Source organism: Bradyrhizobium sp. UFLA05-125 (assembly GCF_059803515.1).
The window spans coordinates 1-18,737 of record NZ_JBANBJ010000027.1 but is presented as its reverse complement, the minus strand read 5'-3'; the positions used below and the strand labels follow the sequence as shown (position 1 = coordinate 18,737).

Here is an 18,737-nt window from a genome sequence, read left to right as displayed (position 1 = left end):
CCAAGCAGCGCATAAGCGATTCTCAAAGCTTCGGACGATGACATGATGATGAAGAGCTTGGGCGCTTGGTTTGGGAGATAAATGGTTTTGTTGCACTGATACAGCCGTTTTGAGAGTTCTTGGGCAATCGGCAGCCAACCTCGGGACGCTCCTCGCCCGCAGCCACAAACGCTGCGCGGGTCAGCTTGAGCACCACTGCATGTTCTAGAACGGTTACGGTTGCTGCGCGTGGCAGCGACGGCTCCAATTGCCGCCATCTCTCCGATATGTTGCTCGGCCGATCGGAGGGCAACCTGCGCGCCGTTCACTATGACGGCGACCGTCCCAGTCACCAGCAGATAGATGTCGTTATCGACAGCATGTTGGACATGATGTTTTCGCCCGGTCTGAACTCGATAACCTCTCCCACGTCGGCCAGGGCGTTTGCAATCTCCAGCTTGCCTCCCCAAGATCCCGACGGCGCAGGGACGCAAAGAGCTGAGGGTGGTTTTGCTCTCCTTCAAATCGCTCTTTCATCGTCACCTCAAAACTTCGAATTGGATAACCTGGTGCGGGCGGCCCGACTCGAACCGGCACAGGCCTTGCGGCCCCATGGATTTGCGTACCACTTCGGCTTTCGCCGCCGCCATTAGGCGTTCGTGGTCTGGACTATCCCTTCACCCTGGCGATGTCGCTGTAGGTGCTGCCCGTCTAGTCTTTACATCTTCCCCTGGCGGAGGCTTGGCTCGTGATTGCCGGTGAAGGTTTCCCGGACTTTGAGCAGTTCTGCCCCAGGGTTTCCCCTAGGGCACTCGATGGCTTAAGTCCGATGCATCTAGCAGTTCCGCCACGCTCGCATCGGTGCTAGTGGTTGTTATACTTTGGGAGATTCATTGAAAGTAGTTTTGCATGCCGTGGCGAGCGATGGAGCCCGACCATCTTCCTGGAGTTCGTGGCATCGCAGATCGCGTCCATCTGAACTACCCCGAGGATGCGGCCGTTTTCTCGGAGCGGCTTGAGTTGTACCGTGAGGGATGTTTCGTGCTAGAGCGCAGGCGGGACGGCCTGGCCGGCTACATCGTCAGCCATCCCTGGCATTTCAAGAAGCCTCCCGCACTAAATGTCCTTTTGGGCGCCGTCGCCGAGCCCGCGTCAACCTACTATATTCATGACATCGCGTTGCTGCCGGAGGCGCGCAGCGGTGGTGCGGCTTCCGAGGTCGTGCTCAAGCTGGTCAGGCACGCGAAAAAAGCCCGGTTTCCCAACCTCTCGCTGGTGGCGGTGAACAATTCAGCCAAGTTCTGGGAGAGACATGGTTTCCGAACGCTGGATGACGCAGATCTGAACCAGAAGCTCGCAAGCTATGATGCGCGGGCAAAGTATATGGTTCTTGAGTTGACGTGATACGCAGGCGGTTAGATGGCCATCGCGCAAGGCTCAAGCGGGTGAGTGTTGCGGCTTGTGCCGAACGTAGTTCGTGCGCGGCTGTAGTTTTCACTTGGTGGGGGCGGGCTTGGTCGGCTGGGATTGACCGTCCTCCGCAGCTGCCTTGTCTTCGACCTTCGGCAACCGTTGATATTGATTGCCGCCGCGCTCAGCTGGTTCTTGATGTGCGAAGCGTAGAATTTCTCGATCATCTCCACGCTCGTGCGCAGTATGGGACGTCGCGACAACCAACATGGAGGCGGCGCTTCTCGCAGATTTCATCGCAACCGAGATGAAGGCTCGCGGGAGGAACACCAGGAGCTCTTCAGGCAGGCGGCTGACGATACGCTCAAACAGGAGCAGCAGCGCGGGCAGGACCTCGAGATTGTTGCCTGGCGCGAGCGGCACAAGGCCTGTTACCGAGAGTGATCCAGGGGCCAGCCCCGCCACGGCTGTGTCCCCCGTACTATCGGCAAACCAACCCGGTGAAGGCTTGAGGAGCTCGGATAACCACCCCCTTCGCGTTCATTCCTAACGGAACGAGCCGAGGGGACGCGCTTATTGTCTTTTGTGGTAGTCCGAAAAGTCAAACCAAATCGCGCTGCAGTGCAAAACGTTCCCAATCGGTACGTGGTCCAGCACACGATCGTATCGCGAAGCATGATGCATTCTCATGCCGGCGTGTGCGGCCGATGCTAAGGACGGGCTGATCGAGGTGCGGGGCATCGATTTCGTTTCGCAGTACGCCGTCTCTTGGGGCTTTCATTTCTCGGGCGCCTCTGTGGTTTCATATGGGAGTTCGTTCTGCGCTAACACTCCAATGTCCCATCGCGACATCGATCGGAGAAATAAGCGCAACGCCTGGTAACCTTTCGCATTCCAAAAGTTTCCGAATGCGCATTGCGAAATCGTGCTGCTAGTGATGTCCGACATCATGGCACTGGACGACCAGCCCAAAGCAGATCGTAGCGATGCGGACCGAATTGCGCCGCCGGCTTCAGCCAGGCGCCGGGAGTTCGGTGATCGAGCAGTTGATCGTGAGGCGCGAGTCTCGATCAGACGATTGCAGTCTGGCAGCCCCATGCCGACATACTTTGACGCGTGAGGATGCGCGGGAGATCGTTCACAACGTCACTGACTTCTTTCGGATCTTGAGGGAGTGGGCTGAGCAAGAGCGAAGCGCTGCCGGATCAGTAGAGTCGGAAGCGCCACAAATCCACGATGCTGAGTCCGATTCGGGGTCTGAGAAAGCGGCGCCAATACGTACAACAAGTACGGAATAGAAATATCATTGCACGGTGACGGCTTCCTGATTCAATTACCAAAACGTTGTAGTCAGGAGGCTCATGAAGAAGAACAATCGAACAATCGGCGCTTTGACCGCGAAGAAGGTGGTCGCCTATGCGTCGCGTCGACGCGATGCGTTCATTGAATTCAGCGCATCCAGCATGAATTTCTTCTTGGTGTAATTTTCTTGAGCATTATTTCGCCAATTCTTCCGCGAATTGCGCCGATATTCTGCATCGGTTTCATGGGAGATTTAAGAGCAGGCGCGGCATGTTGAGGCTGGACCATGGCGATTTTTCGTCCATGATTTTCAGCGCAGGAGCCGCGCCGTCGATAGGCTGTCAGTTACCTGCCGGAAAGAGTCACTTACCTGCGCTTGGCAACAAGCTGACTGATTCGGTTCGCGTCGTCGTCTGTTTCAATACCCTGCCAAGGACCGTTTGGCTCTACGGCATTGGCAGATTTGTTAGAGACTATTTCAGAACGCGATTGAGACCCACCTTAAGCTCATGAGTTGGGATCGGCGAAAGCAAAACGCGTCCGGCTCGATCATCGATATCGAGCAACTCTGGTGAGCGCCGACAGGCACATGGCACGCGATTGCGTTCTCCTTGATGTCTCGGACAGGGAGCGCACCTTCGGATAGACCAGTCGCCGGGGGTCATCAAGGCGCGGTAGTTCTTTTTGCTGCTGTCGACCATGGGGGTGGTCTACCGCCGATGCGAGTTGGTCCGGCTGGACGGCTCTGAAATCGGCGTCGAGTTCATGACGAGCCGGCCCCTCCGCGCACGCAAGGCTCCTCAGAAACTCGACGGCCTCTGCCGCTGAGTAGCTCAATGGCCGTAGCAGTTTTGGCCGTTCAAATGTCAATCAAACCGCGGTAGACCGCCTGCACCGTAGCCTGTGTCTTGTTGGTGGCTCCGAGCTTGATCATCGCACTCTTAACGTGAGCTTCCACAGTTTTGCGGCTCACGCTCAATATGACGGCTGTCTCGTCCGAAGTCTTTCCCATTCCAGCCCACTTGAGCACCTCTTTCTCCCGGTCGGTCAAAACGCAGACCAGAGCTCCGCAAAAATGACCGGTCCTCGTCGAGGTTTTGATCTCGATCGCGTGCAGATCCACGATTTTCTGAGCGAGATAGAGCAGAATCACGTGGAGCTGGATACCGTTGTGCTTGAGGTTCGCGAAGAACCCCTTGAGGGGATCCTTCCAAAACAACGCACAGACACTGGAATAACGACGGCCAAGCGGGTCGTTGTAATGAACCGGTATGGTCAGCCCCTCATTGACACCGAAATCGCGCGCGGCCTCCATGGTCTTGACCGCTCCCGGCTTGCGCTTGCCCGTCACGGGCGGCAGCCGCACGCTTCCCCAATGAAAGGGCAGATTTGTCCGGCGGGCCATGGCCAGGCAAGGATCGGTATTGATGAAGTGTTCTGACCGATAGGTGTCGATCCAGGCGGGCGCGTGGGTGGAGACGAGCAGCGGCTCGTCTTCCCATGGATGCGATGCGTCCATGAATCCGAAGGTACTAAAGCCGTAATCTTCAATAATGCGCTGAAAAACTGCGCGAATCTCCGCGGTCGAGGCGCAAACCTCCAACGCGTTCAAATCCTGTTCCAGAGCGCCCATCCTCAAACCTTGGGAAAATTCCTAATTTCAAAATCAAGGGCGATCCCATCATCTTCCCGAAGCTGATGCAAGGCCATGGGGAGCCGGGAAGTGCAGCAACCGCGATACAGGGCAGCGTTCTTCTCCGCCGCGACACGTCCAGACCTCGCCGAGACTCTGTTTCGACTGCGCCACCGGCTCTTCGTGCGCGAGTTGGGTTGGTCGTTACCGGCGGATGGGAACCGTGAACGGGATCAGTTTGACACAGACGACGCCGTCTACTGCGGCTTGTCCTTGGAAGGACAAATGATCGGTTGCTTTCGCGCCATCAGTTGCGATCGGCCATATCTAGCGCAAACGATATTTTCGCATATGGCCACGCACAGGCCTTTCCCGACAGGTGCTGGTTACGTCGAGATCAGCCGGTTCGGCGTTGTGGCCGACAACCGTCAAGCAGGCACTGTGCTTTACAGCCTCCTGATGCGATTTGCGTTGGCCCGCAATGCGGTCGCTCTGGTTGCGTTGGCAGAGCTCGCGCACGAAAGGCTGCTCAATCGGATCGGCCTTTCCACGTCGCGCTACGGCAGTGCCCAAATTGTCGGTTTTCGCGACGATGGCGCATGGATTCTCGCTGTCGCCGGAGAGATCCCCATTCCTCGAGAGCTTTCGCCTGCTTTCCGTGCGCTCCTTGCACTCACGCAATTTGTGGAGATTTGCGATGAAGCATCTATTTTCGGATGTGAACGCCTTTCGGCGTGATCCATTGGCCTTATTCAGGGAACGCAGTGCCGCGGGAGCCGCACCTCTTGTTCGGCTCAACCTCGGTCCTTCGCCGGTTTACCTTGTCACCGACGCGGCGGTGGCCAAAGCCGTACTGCGAGCGGACGAAACGTTGATCGACAAGGGGCGATTGGTCCACAAACTCCGGACCGTCATCGGCACCAGTTCGATCACGCTGAGCGGTGCTGAGCATCAGCGACGTCGGGCGATCATTCATCAGCATTTGGCACGCGGCATCATGAACGATTTCGTACCGCAGATCACGGGCTTGATCCGGCGACAGGCATCGCTTCTGGTTCGTGAGTCCTGTTTCGATGCCCATGAGGTCACCGCGCCGCTGGCCCTTCGAATGATTGTCGCCCTGCTGTTCGGCCACGGCGCTCTGACATCAGCGGATGAATCCGCCTTGATGGAAGCGGTGCATGTGGCGGAAGAGGAAATGGCCGATAGCCTTTTTCGCGTCTTGCCGCGAACGCCGTGGCGTAGCTTCTTGAAGCGACGACAATCGCGAAGGAGCCGGGCCATCATGGGAGAGGTCGTGGACCGAGTGCGCAACAGAGCCGGTGATGGCACCTTGGTTCAGGCCTTGCAAGGGCTCATGCTATCTCCTGACGATATGCGCGATGAAATCCTGTTGCTGTTGCTTGCCGGGCATCACACCACGGGAAATGCGGCTGCCTGGTTGCTCTACTATCTCGCAACGGAGCCGTGTCTCGCAGAGCGCCTTGCCAATGAAGCGCAAGCGATGATGGACGATTCCGGAGAGATCGATCCACGGAGATTGCCGAAAGCTGAGATCAGCCTTCGCGTCGCGCGCGAGGTGCTCCGTCTCTATCCACCATTTTATTGGTTTTCGCGGGAGGTACGGGTACCGCAGGATCTCGGCGGACTGCATTTGAAGCGCGGAACGTCTCTCATTATTAGCCCGTGGCAATTGCAGCGCGATGAGCGTTATTGGGGCGATCCAGCTGGGTTCCGGCTTGACCGTGCCTATAACACGCCCGCCTTCATGCCGTTCGGATTGGGGCCGCGCGCCTGTGTTGGCATCGGCCTCGGGTTACTCGAACTCCAATTGCTGGCGCTCGAGCTATCGGCCTCGAGCAGACTGGAGATCTTGTCCGAAGTTCCGGCGGGGAAGCCAACGCCACAAATTACCTTGTTGCCACCGCGTATCGAACTGCGATTGCGGCCTCGGGCTGAGGCAAGGATGCGACAGCATGTTGCATAGGCAAGCGAAAATCGGCCTGAACAAATCCTCCGGGCGCTGCGATCAGCGTTCTGAAAACTGCTCGACTAGCTCGATTACTTCGCGGCGCTGCGCGGGAGAAAGATTGATGAACATTCTCAGCAATCGCAGGCTCTCGATGGTCTCGCGCGATACATTTCGTCCCTCCTGGGACCGAAGGAATTCGGCAAGGCGGGAATCGGTCATTCTGGCTCCTTCAAAACGGAAAATACGATGAAACAGCAAGCGAACATTGAGCAGCTTTGCAGAAGACTTGACGAGGCTATCACCTGCGCAGAACAGGCCGGCCTGAGCTTCGTCGTCATGATCCTTGACATGGCTCGCCTTGAGGTTGATCAATCGGCCGGAAGCAACGTGACAACTATGCCAACTTCCAGGCCGCTCGGCAAGCGGCCCTAGTCGCCGTCTCGATCCGAATTCTCGTCCAGCCGAGACCCGGTCCGCGGAAACGGCGGTTACCTGAATGACGTTCAGTCAGTCGCCGCTGAGAAAAAACTGGCCGCAGTCTTGATCTTCGTCGTGTCATGTTTGCCGGCGAATGCTGGAATACGCAGGGCGGTCGCTTCAAGAAGATTCCTGTCAAGCTGGAGCCTCAGGCCGCGGCCGACATCACTGGCGTCCAAAGGACTGGCCCGGACAGAGTACCGGCGCTGCGCATCGCCAAAAGAACTTCACTTGAAATTCCAAGATAGCCTGCGATAGCCGAGGTAGGGCCGATCCTGCAGGGGCTTCCAATTCGCCTCAACGCCCAACCCGCCCGTCGGAGGATCCGTTCCATCCGACTGTCCGTGACGGTAACAATGTCGGTGAGCTTTCGCGATAGCCCGAATTCGATCATGCCTGCAAACAGCTCATACGTAGCGCGAGCTATTCCATGGTCGCCTATTGGGTCCTCAAGCGAAATATCAATGGCAAACCTGCTGCTTTCCCAGACGAGCGGATTCGATGGAGCTGGGTTGCCTGCGAGAAGTATTGGAAACGTGTCCCGTAGCATCGTTGGACCGAGGGTCGGTAGCAATCGCACCGAGCCCCGTACCTGACCCGCATGAGAGAGCTGCACGAGGTAGGCTGGACCCAGTGCATCGAATTCGTCGATTTCCATGCCGCCGCTCGTCTGAACGTCCCAATCCAAGCGGCTCTTGAATGTGCGATAGCGCAACTGATACATGCCTGAGAGCGTGCTCGAAAGCTCTTCATACGATGCCCGAGTTATGAGTTGGATCATGTTCCCTCCGAGGGCAGATGTGTCTAGCCCTTTGGAGCGGAATCAGGAGACCAACGCACCACCTGCAACCACAGGAGGAGTAGGTCTTATTTTCGCTCTTTTTTTCCAGCAGCCGTAAAGCGGACTGCCGATTGAATCACGGTACGGACGCCGAGCTTTTTCTTCGCATTGTTTAGGTAAGAGGCGACCGTGTGATGGGAAATTCCAAGAATTCGACCAATCTCCCATGTCGTTTTCCCCTGAGCAGCCCACTCAACACATTCATACTCGCGGGCAGACAATTTTATCCCATTGATCTCGCGCGTGCGCATCAACTTCCGGCGCACGTGAGCATCAAACGATATCGCGAGGAACTGAAGGAGGTGCTCTTGAGAGTTGATGCAGGCCTCGAACTTGGCGTGTCTCGCGTCAGTCGCGAACGTCAATGCGGCAACTGGACCATGATTATCGTGAATGGGAATAGTAAATCCGTATCGAATGCCAAATGCCGCTGCCTCCTCAAACAGTTGTTGCTGCGTCAAGGAGAACCTCGATGATAAGCCGACACCCCAACGGAAGGGATCGTCCGTTCGAAGCGCCTTTTCGATGACCGGATCTATGGATTGATAGTTGTTGCGGAGATAGTGCGATGTCCATTTGGATGGGTAGGTGGAGATGAGGCAGGGCCTTTCTTGTGGTCGCCGTGGCAGTGCAAGATAGGCAAAGCATGAGAGATCCAGCGCTGCGGCTGGGCCGGACATGGCGCTGCAAAAATCCTGAGAATCTTCGGCCAGAGCTATGAGATCGGTAAATTCCTGAAAGACACGATGCATTGCATGACCTTAGCGGTGCTATCTTGTTCAGACTGGTCGCGCTGTTCGCGGTCGACCACCCGTGTGGAGCTGCGTTCCGTTACCGGCTATCTTGGTCGCGTTCCTTAGAGGCTGCCGCCAATCCTTTGGTCGGCAAACCCAAAATCAAAACGTCATTACGCTTCCGATAGAGTCGCCGACTTTCGTTAGATCGAATTTCTGGCGCCAAAAAAACATCTGCGGTTGATTGGGTCCATCCTCCCTGTCCCCATCGGCCAGCAACCCGGCTCTCTGGGCTCCGAGCAAAACAGTTTCTGATACTAGAGATAATCTTACCGAAGCCATAGCCTTTTGCTATGGCTGTCGGCCCCTGCTCAGGAAGCGCAGATCGTCTTCAGCGCCTCGATGATCCCCGCGGCCGCGGACTTTAGCCCGCCGCCCTCAGTGTTCGGAAGCGTTTTCGATACCATCGTAGTCGTGGCGTCGGCAGCACGGTGAGTAAACGGCGTCAAAGCCTATTCGAGTATGCCTTTGTGCAGGCAGATGATGGCAAAACGAGAGGGGAGGCGAGCCCGATGCACCCCGGCGTCGCATGCGGCAGGTTGCGCGAGCCTAGGTCATGGTTGATCCGATCCGGCGGGCGGGGGAGGCTCCCTGCGGCACAGACCACAATCTGGTCGTAAGTCAGTGTCTGCGTCTCGAAGTCCTGCCGATCCTCAGGCGAGGGCATCTTGGCCAATACGAAATTGAGCTCGGCCCTGCCGCGCACGAAGATCGGGCCCTGGAGAATGTTACATAGAACGTCGCCGCATACTTTCGCGGGCGCTTTCGATCTGGCTTGAAAGTGAGCTACGTTTGATCGGACGAGGCTTCGACGTACTGTCGCGACATCAGTACTGATTGTCCGCGAGCCTCGCGACCTCTACGGGTGACCGAAGCTCAAGCTTTCTCATCATCCGCGCACGATTGACCTTCACCGTCACCTCGCTGACATTTAGCCTGAAGCAGAGCGCGAGGAGTTCGACAGCGGTCATTCGCCCTCGGTCCATTCATCACAGCAAGTCTGACTGGCAAAGCCAAATAACGGTTTTGCAGCAAGACCGAGAATTCCACGATGATCGCGCCGAAAAAATGCAATCTCTGCGGATAACGGCAGGAATAGTGCGCCGAATCCGCATGATATTCCCTGGTCATCAAATGGCGGGGCCCAGCACATTGAAGATCTATGCCGGCATATTCGGCCGTGGGTGGTCAAGCGGATTGGCGCGGCCGCGACTATCCGATCCTCGGTGATTGGATGCAATTAGTCTAGGCCGGTCATGCCAAGTCGCACAAATCCACCTGCAGAATACGAGGGTACGCATCGAGGTGCCTCATACTCACTTAGCCGAGAGGCAACTGGATATTGGCGTTATTCGTTTGCTCTCGGAGGCAGGCTCAGATCCGGAAAGATCCAGGCGCGCCTGGGTCTGCTTGCCGTTCGGCGGGTTCAAATGCGCATCAACCGAGCTCTTAAGGAGAAGCAGGCGGATCATTCGCGCGAGTCGATAGAAGTCATTGCTGGAAAGGCAGCTAATGCAGGGACGTTTGGCGCGTTATCGGAAAGCGCGTGAGTCTGTGGAAAGCTTCGAGAGGCGTCTGCACGAGCTTGCGCCGGCTCGCATCACAAGCGTGAGCTGCGTACGTAATGGTTACAAGAGCTCCATCTGCGGCAAAAACGCTGAAGTAACGGTCGCCGTTGAAGCAAAGTTGCCGGGCAACGTAAGCGAGCTAATGCAGATTAAAGAAATACTGTTTCATGAACGGGAAGCACACTACGTTTTTTTGCTATTGGTCTCATACATTCAGAAGTGCCATCCAACCGTTTTGCCGGTAAGATTTGATGTCCTATTTGATCGTCGCCACTACGCTAAGAAGCATTTGGAGAAAGCACTTGAAAGGGTCGAGTTACCCGTAGAAGCTCCTGAAAAATACCCTGGGAAAAGGCGCTCCGATGAGGGGCTTCCCGAGTTTTTTCGAAGGGTTTGGGGGCCGTTCTTACGTGCAGGGCTTTCGATGCCGCACCTAAAGCAATTGGATAAGTCGCTCTATCTTGCAATCTATAATTTTCGTCGATCCAATTGTTGGCCTGACGATCTCGCGCTTCCAAACCGGGAAACTGCGTTGAAGGAAACCGTCCGAATTTTCCAGGAACAGGGTGGTCAGGCGATCTCACCCGATCAGCACATTTCTGTTGCTCATTTCCTCAAGCGCCAGACGAAGTATTCATCAGCGTCTCGCCCGCGGCGAGGACCTCCCCGAAAGGCTTGAGCCGTAACGTAAAAAGGTTTCTTTGAGCAGCCACGTTGGGTTGAGCAAAGCCTCGGAAAGATTCGAAATTTTCTGGAATGTTTGGAGGTGTGCTCGCCGTTACGCGAGCACCGTACCCGGTAAGCAATTTCTCGGGTTCTTGCGGCGGTGATGCTGATCGCCTGCTTCGTGCTGGAGAATCAGTGCCGCTTGCCCCAACCGGCTCGGCGAGCACCCTTGCCGGATTGGTTCACCGTCCGGCAGCAGGTTGCCAATCACGTTGAGACCGAGACGCCAATTTTTCGGTACTTGAAGTAATGGCGAGGCTTCATTCCCTGCGATAGTCGAAAGGGCCGCAACTCGACCATCATAGCTGGCAGTTCCAAGCGAACCAGATTGGGGCTATCTCCGGATCGAAGAACGGAGAACCACCATGTATGTGCCGCCCGCTTTCAGGAATGATGAGATCGAAAACATCCGGGCGACCGTCCGCTCCGCTCGTTTGGCCAGCCTCGTCACGGCCACAGCCGAAGGACCAATCGCAACACCACTGCCGTTCTTGCTCGATGAGACGGCAGGGGAGTACGGGGTGCTGTACGGGCATTTGGCAAAGGCCAATCCACAGTGGCGCGCGGCTCCAATCGGAGAGGCTTTAGCGATTTTCATGGGCCCGGAAGCCTATGTGACGCCCTCATGGTACGCCACCAAGTCAGAAACCGAAAAGGTGGTGCCGACATGGAACTACGTCGCCGTCCACGCCTACGGCCCGGTTGAGTTTTTCGAGGAGCCGGAACGGCTCCGCGAGGTGGTGACGCGGCTCACCGACCTTCATGAGACGTCGCGCGCGAACCCTTGGGCAGTCAGCGACGCCCCCGCAGATTTCATTGCCGCAGAGTTGCGCGGCATCGTCGGGGTGCGCATCCTCGTGACCAGGTTCGAGGGCAAGCACAAGATGAGCCAGAACTGCTCCGTAGCCGACCGCATAGGCGTCGCCGCCGGCCTTGCCGCGAGCGAACAGCCGCGGGATCGGGAAGTGGCTTGTCTTATTCCGGTTCAGGGCTAAGACAAGCCGCGCAACGCGACGATAGGTGAGCGAGCTTGGCTTCGAAAAGTCGGAAGCCGCATGCGAGTGGCAGGCATCAGTCTCGCTTTGGCGAAGCGGCCTGCCAGCTGATAATCGAAGGGAAACGCTCTCCGGTTCGATTGAATGGTTGACGGAGGCTGGCCCGCCATTGGTGCGACAGTGACGGCGCGGCCCCGTGACCGGCCGCCATCTTGCGCTGCGCTCGCCTATTTCACGGCGGTGTTCTTAACGCCATGTGGCTCGACGAGTGCGCCGTAGGTCCAGGGTTGACGCTTGGCGAACATATGAACATTCGCCATCATATGCTTCTGGCGCGCATTGGCGATCTCGATGACCTCCAGGACCACCTTGTGCATGTCCGGATAGTACGGAATCGCGACATCGACGTCCCACACTGGAAACTGGGCGGGCAACGCCACCATGCTGCCACCGCCGAATGGCGCGTCGACACGGTTGGCGAGGATGACAGCACATCGGTTATCCACTGCGCGTGGCACGGCCAGCAAGGTCCGCTCCTTGCGATCTTGCAAGCGAGATGGCCACAGGATTACGTCGGCGCCGTTGGTTCCGAGGCAACGGGCGGCTTCGGGAAACATCCCGTCATATCCCATCATGACGCCGATGCGCCCGAACGGCGTTTCGGTGACAGGGTAGTCCGAACCAGCCGTCGCCCATGCACGTTCATCCGCAAAGAGATGGACCTTTCGGTAGGACATCAGCACATTGCCGTCCGGTCCGATCAGGAAGGACGTCGAATAGAGCTTTCCAGCCGCCTCTTCGACATTCGGCACGAGGACTGCGCATTCTTCCGACTTGCAGAGCGCGCCAAACGTGTTCAGAAGCTTGCCATTCATCGCGGCCAGCCGTTTCGCCTCGGCGAGATCGATCCTCCAGTTTGGCGATGCGAAATATTCCGGTAGCACCATGAGTTGGACACCGAACCTTGCCGCATGCCCAACTTGCTCCACTACGCGATCGAGGGTCGTGGGTGGAGATTCCGATACATGGCTCTGGATCGCAGCGATGTTGAACGTCATTTTGCCCGGAACGATTGGCCGATTGCTGGTTTCGGCGACTTTCGTGTCCGCATAGGCAGCCGTCAGAATCTCATAGGTGTCGGGCCGGCGGTCGGCGAACTTGTCCGCACCGAGAGTCATGGCTTTGTTGTCAGCGAGCGTCGGGTCGATATCGCTGATGGCCATGCCGTGTGTGTCCCAAGCGACCTTGGCACGCAGATTGCCGCTGGGGTCGACGATCATGCTTCCGCCCGGATAGTAGATCGATCGCTCCTGTCCTGCCTTCGTAGCGGCGCATATCCAGACGCCATTCTCGAAAGCGCGGGCAGGACGCCACATGTCAGCCTGATCGATCAGGAAGAAGTTGGCCATGTCAATGATGACCTGTGCTCCACCTAAGGCCGTGCAGCGCGGAATTTCAGGGATGCGGCCATCGAAGCAGATCATGAGCCCGACCCTGCCGAGCTCGGTCTCAACCACCGGGAAACCGCGCTCGCCGAACGCGAACCAGTTCTGGTCGTGCGTCGTCAGGAATTGCTTGTGATAGTGGACCACAAGCTCTCCTTTTCTGTCGAGCAATATCCCGGTGTTGAACACCTTCTCCGCTTTCGGATCCCATTCCGTCATGCCGCTGGCGACGAACATATCGTTCTCGCGCGCGAGTTTCGCAAGGCTGCTGACAAAGCGCCCGTTGATTGGCTCCGCGACCTTTCGAGCGTGCGAAATTGAATCGTAAAGATATCCGGCGTTCATGCACTCCGGAAAGACCATAAGACGTACGTCCTGAAGGGCAGCCTGTTTCACATAGTGCTCGCAGATTCTAAGATTCGCCTCGACGTTCCCGACCTCGGCGAGCGTCTGCACTGCGGCAGCGCGATATAGATAGGACTTCATGGGATGCTCCGTTAGCCTCGATAGTGACAGTTGATAAGGCGGCGATGTGCGATTTGCTGATCGATACCGCTGCTTCTAAAGAGCAGTGTGCGTGCCGAAATTCGCCTCGTGCCCCCGGTGCGGGTTCATTTTGGCGAGATCTGAAGGCGACAACGGGCGGATCGGCCGAGCGAGCAGGGTGCGTCCGCCCCGGGCGGACCGGGCTCTAGAGCATGATCCGGAAAAGTGTGAAGCGGTTCTCCGAAAAGATCACGCTCAAACCACAACCTAAAGCGCGATGACGATTCATGCCAAGCTCATCGCGCTTTAGGCTGCGCCCCGAGTCGCCACGGAAGTGGCGTCTCGGCCCTTCGGGTAACGATCCCGTCGCGCAAGTAAGGAACTGCTGCGGCACTCGCGGGAGAGCTCGCCTTCGGCTATCGCTATTACGGTCTTCTCACGTCGTGGCCGCTATTAAACCGGTCTCGTCGCTGCACTCGTCCCGGTGTGCCGGCTTTGCCGTCGCTATGCTCACGTTGACCCCTTGCGCTGCTTGGATGTGCTAACAGGGCGAGCGGTATGGATAAGCGTCGAATGCTGCGGCAACAGAGCGAATTAGAAAACGGTGCTCCCGCCTCACACGGATCAACCCATTTTCAATGTCCACTATCCCGTCGTCGGCGAGTCTCGCCAAGCGTTCAGCTGAATCAAGAAAAGAAGCCGGATCGGATCCGTAAGCAAAGCAGATTGCCGGCACGTCGACCTCTAGATCGCACATCAGCCGCTCGATGATCGCGCCTCGGACCCGGTCATCGTGGGTGAGATGGTAGCCCTTTGATGTCGCCAGGCGGCCAGCTCGGATGTGCCGGCTGTAGGAACCCGCTGCGACTTCGTTCTGGACGTAACCCTCCGCCAAGCGGCCGATGGCCGACGCACCGAAGCCAATCAGGGTTTTACAGGTGTCTGCCGAGTACCCCAGAGAGTTACGCCGCAAGCAACCGGCTTTCTGCGCCAGCGCGAGATCATCCTCAGGCAAGGCAAAATGGTCGAGTCCGATTTGGCGATAACCGGCAGCGACCAGCGTATCGGCCACGGCCGCCGCCTGTTCGGCACGGGCAACGCTATCGGGTAGCGCTGCCTCGTTGATGAGGGTTTGATTTTTCCTGAAGGCAGGAATATGCGCGTAACTGAAAACCGCGAGCCGGTCGGGGCGCATGGCCACGGCTGCTGTCGCGGTGCGTACGCATGACTGCACCGTCTGCCTTGGAAGTCCGTAAATCAGGTCGAAGTTGATGCGGCTTATTCCACGCTGGCGTAGATTTTCGACGGCGGCCGCCGTCTGCGCCTCAGTCTGAACCCGGTTGATCGCTTTTTGAACGGTGGGATCAAAGCTCTGCACGCCGAGACTCGCGCGGTTCACGCCGGCTGTTTCTAAAGCTTCGGCCATCTCGGCCGTGAATGTGCGCGGATCGATCTCGATGGCAATGCTTGCCGATCTCCTGAATGCAAAATGAAGGCGCAAGTGTTCCATCAAGTCCAAGAACTCCCTTGGCTTGATGAGAGTGGGCGAGCCCCCGCCGAAGTGTATGTCGCTCACGACTAACCCTTGCGGCACTAGCTCCGCGACCAAGCGGATTTCCTCACGCAGCACCGCCGAATAATCCTGGATCGGCGCATCCCGGTCGGTCATCGTCGTTGGAAAGCCACAATACCAGCAAATCGAGCGGCAGAACGGAACGTGGAGATAGAGCGATACTGGCTCGGCAGCGGGCAGGCTCCTCAGCCATGTCTCACAAGCCTTGGCACCGACCGCATCGGAAAACTGCGGTACGGTTGGATAGATCGTGTACCAAGGCAGGCGGGCATCAAAATACTTGTTTAAGGTTGAGGTATCCAACGGCCACTGTCCCTTGCCTATATCTGCATCACCCTGCTCTCAGTCGCGATGAGCGGTAGGCGGTGCGCGATCAATCCTGAGATGAAAGCGCGCTCACATATGGCCGGCGCGAAACGCATCTGAGTTCGAGTGCTGCGGGGGGCTTCCGGATAGCGGGACGAGGCCACCGCAGCTCTTCCTAGCGGCGGTATTGAAACGGCCGTCCTTAGGTCGCGAGGTGGCGAATACCCAGTCTTGATCGCGCTGTTGCCCACCGCCTCCTCAGGTGTCCGGATGAGGATGTCAACGGCATCGTAATCCGATCTGCTGGAGTCGTCGTAGTAGCGAACCTGCGTCCTTACTTCCAGTCGATCACGTCCGCTGAGTGTCAACCTTGCCCGTCTCACCGAAGACCCCGAGTTCCAATTAACTTCCAGGCTTCCATAGTCGAACTTGGATTGCTGCGTCTGCGCGATGCCCCAATAGCACTCGGTCGGTTGACATCTGCTCCATGCATGAACGAGGGCTTTGTCGAACTGCTGGTCGATCAATATATGTGTGATAATACCCCTGCTCGGATTCTCATTAGACCACTTCCCGGAAAAGTCGGCGATTGTCACGCGCCCGAGAGCGTGCGCCACCGGCGAGTTAGTGTGCTTGGCACATGCCGGGTGGAGAAGCAGGACTATGAGCAATGTGACCGCGGATAATCGCAACATCTTCTTTGTCCTGTTAGTTTGACATTAGAAGTTGGCAACAACCGTGCCAGCCAGCTGGACCCGCGAAATGGGGCGCTTGGAGCAGATCTCGCCTGCGCAGCTCAGCGAGGTCTCGTCGTAAGCCTGACAATCCAGCGCATCAACAGAACGCGCGTGTTGGATTCCTTACCTAACGTCTTTGGATTCGACTGCGAGGCTAATGCTTGTGCTGGGGCCCCCCGATGGCACGCCCCGTGCGATGACCCGTCGAAACCGCGCACCAGTTCGCCCACCCGAGTTATCGCCTCGCGCAGCGTGCTGCAGGCCCGGTTCTTCGGTCAGACCGCCGATTCGTAAAAGCGAAGCGCCATCATCGGATGCCAACCAGAAAGCCCTTTCCACTCATGCGAGTGGAACGATGTTTCGCTATGGTCTTAGGCCAAGGCGGCGAAGTCGATAGTCGAGTTGCTGATCTTCAAAAGGCGCGCGGCGGCCGACACGTTACCGTTTGCCTGGGCCAGCGCGGAGCGATAAGCGGCGACCTCCATCTCTGCAAACGACTTGTCCGGAGACGATGCGCCACCGTTGACAGAGGCGGTGCTCTTGTCTTTCGCTGACGGTGGATCCACTTCAAGTAGCGGCATGCGTCACAGTCGCCCTTCACTTGTGAGTTGGACTGAGAATGGTGGCAGCAGCTCTGAGCCGCTGAAGAGATGACCAATATCTATGATGCCGCCGTCGTCAGCATAGACGACGCCGCGCTCGATCAGGTTCTGCAGTTCGCGGATGTTACCGGGATAATCGTATTTGAACAGCGCGTCGGTGGCGCGCCGGCTGAAGCCCATCAGGTGCCGGCCGTGCCGCGCGCAATAGATGCCGAGGAAATGCGCCATTAAGAGTGGGATGTCGTCGCGCCGCTCTCGCAGCGGCGGGATCGCAATCGGGAATACGCAGAGCCGGAAATAGAGATCCTGCCTAAAACGTCCGGCCGCCACTTCGGCAGTCAGATCGACGTTGGATGCCGCCACGACGCGGACGTTGAGCGAGATGGTCTTCGTGCCTCCGACGCGTTCAATCTTGCGTTCCTGTAGCGCCCGCAGCACTTTGCCCCTGCGCCGAATAAGTCAGTGACGCGATCTCGTCGAGAAACAACGTGCCGCCGCAGGCGCGTTCGAAATAGCCGGCGCGCGAGGCGATGGCGCCGGTATAGGCGCCTTTCTCCACGCCGAACAGTTCGGATTCGACAAGCTGCTCGGGGATCGCGGCACAGTTAATCGCGACGAAAGGACCGGTGCTGCGCCGGCTCATGGCGTGCAACTGACTGGAGAACAGCTCCTTGCCGACGCCGGATTCGCCGACGAACAGCACGGTGGCGTCGGTCGCCGCGACGCGCTCGAGCTGGCGGCGGGTGCGAACGAATGCAGCGGAGACGCCGACCGCGACTGTGTCGCCGTCGTCTGCGGGGGGCGGGCTTTCGGTCGTCATGATCGGGCCCTTGCCGACCGCATGCACAGAGCGGCTCCTCAATTCCAGCCCGAAATAGTTGCGCTCAGGCGCGTCATCACCCCATGCATCTGCGTGCTGGCCGACCACCACGCAACGCGTAGCCAGCCTGTAGCCAGCCTGTAGCCAGCAGACCGGCTCGCTAGCGAGGCCATAACTCGCGAGGTGCTCTGCCGCTTCCGAGGAGTCCTCCCAGAGGAATTCGCCGAAATAGGTGCACTTGTCGCGGTCGAATTTGAAATGCCGTGTGGTCACCTTGACGAAGCCTTCCAGCGTATGCACGCGCGGGCTGGCCGCGAGCGCGTGCGTGAGGTCTTCATTCGGGAAGCGCTTCTGGATCAACTCGGCATCGCGCATGCCCTGCATGTAACCGACACGCATGAACAGCGCTCTCGCAGATTCGACTCCGAACGCGTCGATGATCTCGCTGCGCAGGCGCCCGAGCACCTGCGACTGCATCAGCACCATCCGCTGGTCGTTGAGCCAGATGCGGCCGTCGCCGAGCGCGAAATGCAGTGACTCAGCGAGATCGTTGAAGGTCGGCGCGGCGCCGGTTTCGAGTTCGCTGCTGGCACCACGCTTGACCATCCGGGCTGCGCGGCGGGACGCCTCCGCCAGTGAAATCCGGGAGCCACGCTCCGCCATCTGGGCCTCACTCTTTCATTAAATGGTGAAATGTCTTCCGGAGGGGACTTCATTATTTCAGGAAAATCGGACGATGGAAGCCCCATGGCGTTGAACCTCCCCATGTTGGCTCAGTTCACGTAAGTATTTGGTATCTCGTAATAATTTCGATAATTGAGTGGCCGTTAAGGGCAATTGGCACCAGCCTTGCTAACTGCTGAGCCGCTCGCGGGAGGAAGCGAAGCAAGAGGACCGGGCCACGGTCTCGACCGGAGTACGGCACGTGACGATTGCCACGCGGCGTCCAGCAAACGGTCTTGCGCTTCTTTCTCCTCAGCACGGCAAGCCGCGGTCGCAATTGTGCATGTTCATTAATTCGGTGATCGAATCCAGCCCGGCAGGGAGGGTTCGATGCGCGACAATAGCTTC

18 protein-coding genes are annotated in these 18,737 nt (G+C 57.8%); 7 read left to right on the top strand and 11 right to left on the bottom strand.

Annotated features, from left to right (window positions below):
* Positions 1-185 precede the first annotated feature (185 nt).
* Both SO156_RS23065 and SO156_RS23060 read left to right on the top strand, forming a co-directional pair.
* Positions 186-632 (top strand): hypothetical protein, encoded by a 447-nt coding sequence (locus SO156_RS23065; protein ID WP_498536337.1) that lies wholly within the window; start codon positions 186-188, stop codon positions 630-632.
* Positions 633-903: 271 nt separating this feature from the next.
* Positions 904-1,383: a GNAT family N-acetyltransferase gene (locus tag SO156_RS23060; RefSeq protein ID WP_498536336.1), complete on the top strand. Its 480-nt coding sequence runs from the start codon at positions 904-906 to the stop codon at positions 1,381-1,383.
* Between the two features lie 90 nt (positions 1,384-1,473).
* Here the strand turns inward: SO156_RS23060 and SO156_RS23055 are convergent, their stop codons facing one another.
* The gene (locus tag SO156_RS23055; RefSeq protein ID WP_498536335.1) at positions 1,474-1,854 is read right to left on the bottom strand and encodes a hypothetical protein; all 381 of its coding nucleotides are present in this window, start codon (positions 1,852-1,854) and stop codon (positions 1,474-1,476) included.
* A gap of 896 nt (positions 1,855-2,750) precedes the next feature.
* Here SO156_RS23055 and SO156_RS23050 point away from each other — a divergent pair.
* Positions 2,751-2,873, top strand: a complete 123-nt coding sequence (locus tag SO156_RS23050; RefSeq protein ID WP_498536334.1) for a hypothetical protein — start codon at positions 2,751-2,753, stop codon at positions 2,871-2,873.
* Positions 2,874-3,550: 677 nt separating this feature from the next.
* Here the strand turns inward: SO156_RS23050 and SO156_RS23045 are convergent.
* Entirely contained in the window at positions 3,551-4,324 is a 774-nt protein-coding gene (locus SO156_RS23045; protein ID WP_498536333.1) for a LuxR family transcriptional regulator, read from the bottom strand.
* A gap of 90 nt (positions 4,325-4,414) precedes the next feature.
* Between SO156_RS23045 and SO156_RS23040 the strand changes: the two genes are divergently transcribed.
* Together SO156_RS23040 and SO156_RS23035 are read left to right on the top strand one after the other, a co-directional pair.
* Positions 4,415-5,062 carry an acyl-homoserine-lactone synthase gene (locus SO156_RS23040; protein ID WP_498536332.1) on the top strand — a complete coding sequence of 216 codons (648 nt, stop codon included), beginning with the start codon at positions 4,415-4,417 and terminating at the stop codon, positions 5,060-5,062.
* Positions 5,022-6,311: a cytochrome P450 gene (locus tag SO156_RS23035; protein WP_498536331.1), complete on the top strand. Its 1,290-nt coding sequence runs from the start codon at positions 5,022-5,024 to the stop codon at positions 6,309-6,311. Before SO156_RS23040 ends, SO156_RS23035 begins: the two co-directional genes overlap by 41 nt.
* A 42-nt stretch (positions 6,312-6,353) precedes the next feature.
* Here the strand turns inward: SO156_RS23035 and SO156_RS23030 are convergent, their stop codons facing one another.
* From SO156_RS23030 to SO156_RS23015, 4 genes are all read right to left on the bottom strand, one after another.
* The gene (locus SO156_RS23030) at positions 6,354-6,668 is read right to left on the bottom strand and encodes a hypothetical protein (protein WP_498536330.1); all 315 of its coding nucleotides are present in this window, start codon (positions 6,666-6,668) and stop codon (positions 6,354-6,356) included.
* Between the two features lie 253 nt (positions 6,669-6,921).
* Positions 6,922-7,554: an acyl-homoserine-lactone synthase gene (locus SO156_RS23025; protein ID WP_498536329.1), complete on the bottom strand. Its 633-nt coding sequence runs from the start codon at positions 7,552-7,554 to the stop codon at positions 6,922-6,924.
* An 86-nt stretch (positions 7,555-7,640) separates the two neighbouring features.
* On the bottom strand, positions 7,641-8,366 hold the full coding sequence (locus tag SO156_RS23020; RefSeq protein WP_498536328.1) for a LuxR family transcriptional regulator: 726 nt from the start codon (positions 8,364-8,366) through the stop codon (positions 7,641-7,643).
* An 869-nt stretch (positions 8,367-9,235) separates the two neighbouring features.
* Positions 9,236-9,379 (bottom strand): LuxR C-terminal-related transcriptional regulator, encoded by a 144-nt coding sequence (locus SO156_RS23015; RefSeq protein ID WP_498536327.1) that lies wholly within the window; start codon positions 9,377-9,379, stop codon positions 9,236-9,238.
* A 541-nt stretch (positions 9,380-9,920) separates the two neighbouring features.
* On the opposite strand from SO156_RS23015, the gene SO156_RS23010 reads away from it, so the two are divergent.
* Positions 9,921-10,655, top strand: a complete 735-nt coding sequence (locus SO156_RS23010) for a hypothetical protein (protein WP_498536326.1) — start codon at positions 9,921-9,923, stop codon at positions 10,653-10,655.
* Between the two features lie 412 nt (positions 10,656-11,067).
* Complete coding sequence (locus tag SO156_RS23005; RefSeq protein WP_498536325.1) at positions 11,068-11,697, top strand: FMN-binding negative transcriptional regulator; 630 nt, start codon at positions 11,068-11,070, stop codon at positions 11,695-11,697.
* 227 nt (positions 11,698-11,924) lie between these two features.
* On the opposite strand, the gene SO156_RS23000 is transcribed toward SO156_RS23005, so the two are convergent.
* From SO156_RS23000 to SO156_RS22980, 5 genes are all read right to left on the bottom strand, one after another.
* On the bottom strand, positions 11,925-13,628 hold the full coding sequence (locus SO156_RS23000) for a carbon-nitrogen hydrolase family protein (RefSeq protein ID WP_498536324.1): 1,704 nt from the start codon (positions 13,626-13,628) through the stop codon (positions 11,925-11,927).
* Positions 13,629-14,169: 541 nt separating this feature from the next.
* Positions 14,170-15,504 carry an oxygen-independent coproporphyrinogen III oxidase gene (hemN, locus tag SO156_RS22995; RefSeq protein WP_498536323.1) on the bottom strand — a complete coding sequence of 445 codons (1,335 nt, stop codon included), beginning with the start codon at positions 15,502-15,504 and terminating at the stop codon, positions 14,170-14,172.
* 1,111 nt (positions 15,505-16,615) lie between these two features.
* Positions 16,616-16,825, bottom strand: a complete 210-nt coding sequence (locus SO156_RS22990) for a helix-turn-helix domain-containing protein (RefSeq protein ID WP_498536322.1) — start codon at positions 16,823-16,825, stop codon at positions 16,616-16,618.
* Between the two features lie 3 nt (positions 16,826-16,828).
* Entirely contained in the window at positions 16,829-17,284 is a 456-nt protein-coding gene (locus SO156_RS22985) for an AAA-type ATPase lid domain-containing protein (protein ID WP_498536321.1), read from the bottom strand.
* Positions 17,253-18,329 carry a sigma 54-interacting transcriptional regulator gene (locus SO156_RS22980; RefSeq protein WP_498536320.1) on the bottom strand — a complete coding sequence of 359 codons (1,077 nt, stop codon included), beginning with the start codon at positions 18,327-18,329 and terminating at the stop codon, positions 17,253-17,255. Before SO156_RS22980 ends, SO156_RS22985 begins: the two co-directional genes overlap by 32 nt.
* Between the last annotated feature and the right edge of the window lie 408 nt (positions 18,330-18,737).

Coding starts and splice junctions, on each gene's coding strand:
- SO156_RS23060 (WP_498536336.1), top strand. CDS start 904: ATGGAGCCCGACCATCTTCCTGGAGTTCGTGGCATCGCAGATCGCGTC.
- SO156_RS23050 (WP_498536334.1), top strand. CDS start 2,751: ATGAAGAAGAACAATCGAACAATCGGCGCTTTGACCGCGAAGAAGGTG.
- SO156_RS23045 (WP_498536333.1), bottom strand. CDS start 4,324: ATGGGCGCTCTGGAACAGGATTTGAACGCGTTGGAGGTTTGCGCCTCG.
- SO156_RS23035 (WP_498536331.1), top strand. CDS start 5,022: ATGAAGCATCTATTTTCGGATGTGAACGCCTTTCGGCGTGATCCATTG.
- SO156_RS23025 (WP_498536329.1), bottom strand. CDS start 7,554: ATGATCCAACTCATAACTCGGGCATCGTATGAAGAGCTTTCGAGCACG.
- SO156_RS23020 (WP_498536328.1), bottom strand. CDS start 8,366: ATGCATCGTGTCTTTCAGGAATTTACCGATCTCATAGCTCTGGCCGAA.
- SO156_RS23015 (WP_498536327.1), bottom strand. CDS start 9,379: ATGACCGCTGTCGAACTCCTCGCGCTCTGCTTCAGGCTAAATGTCAGC.
- SO156_RS23010 (WP_498536326.1), top strand. CDS start 9,921: ATGCAGGGACGTTTGGCGCGTTATCGGAAAGCGCGTGAGTCTGTGGAA.
- SO156_RS23005 (WP_498536325.1), top strand. CDS start 11,068: ATGTATGTGCCGCCCGCTTTCAGGAATGATGAGATCGAAAACATCCGG.
- SO156_RS23000 (WP_498536324.1), bottom strand. CDS start 13,628: ATGAAGTCCTATCTATATCGCGCTGCCGCAGTGCAGACGCTCGCCGAG.
- SO156_RS22990 (WP_498536322.1), bottom strand. CDS start 16,825: ATGCCGCTACTTGAAGTGGATCCACCGTCAGCGAAAGACAAGAGCACC.
- SO156_RS22980 (WP_498536320.1), bottom strand. CDS start 18,329: ATGGCGGAGCGTGGCTCCCGGATTTCACTGGCGGAGGCGTCCCGCCGC.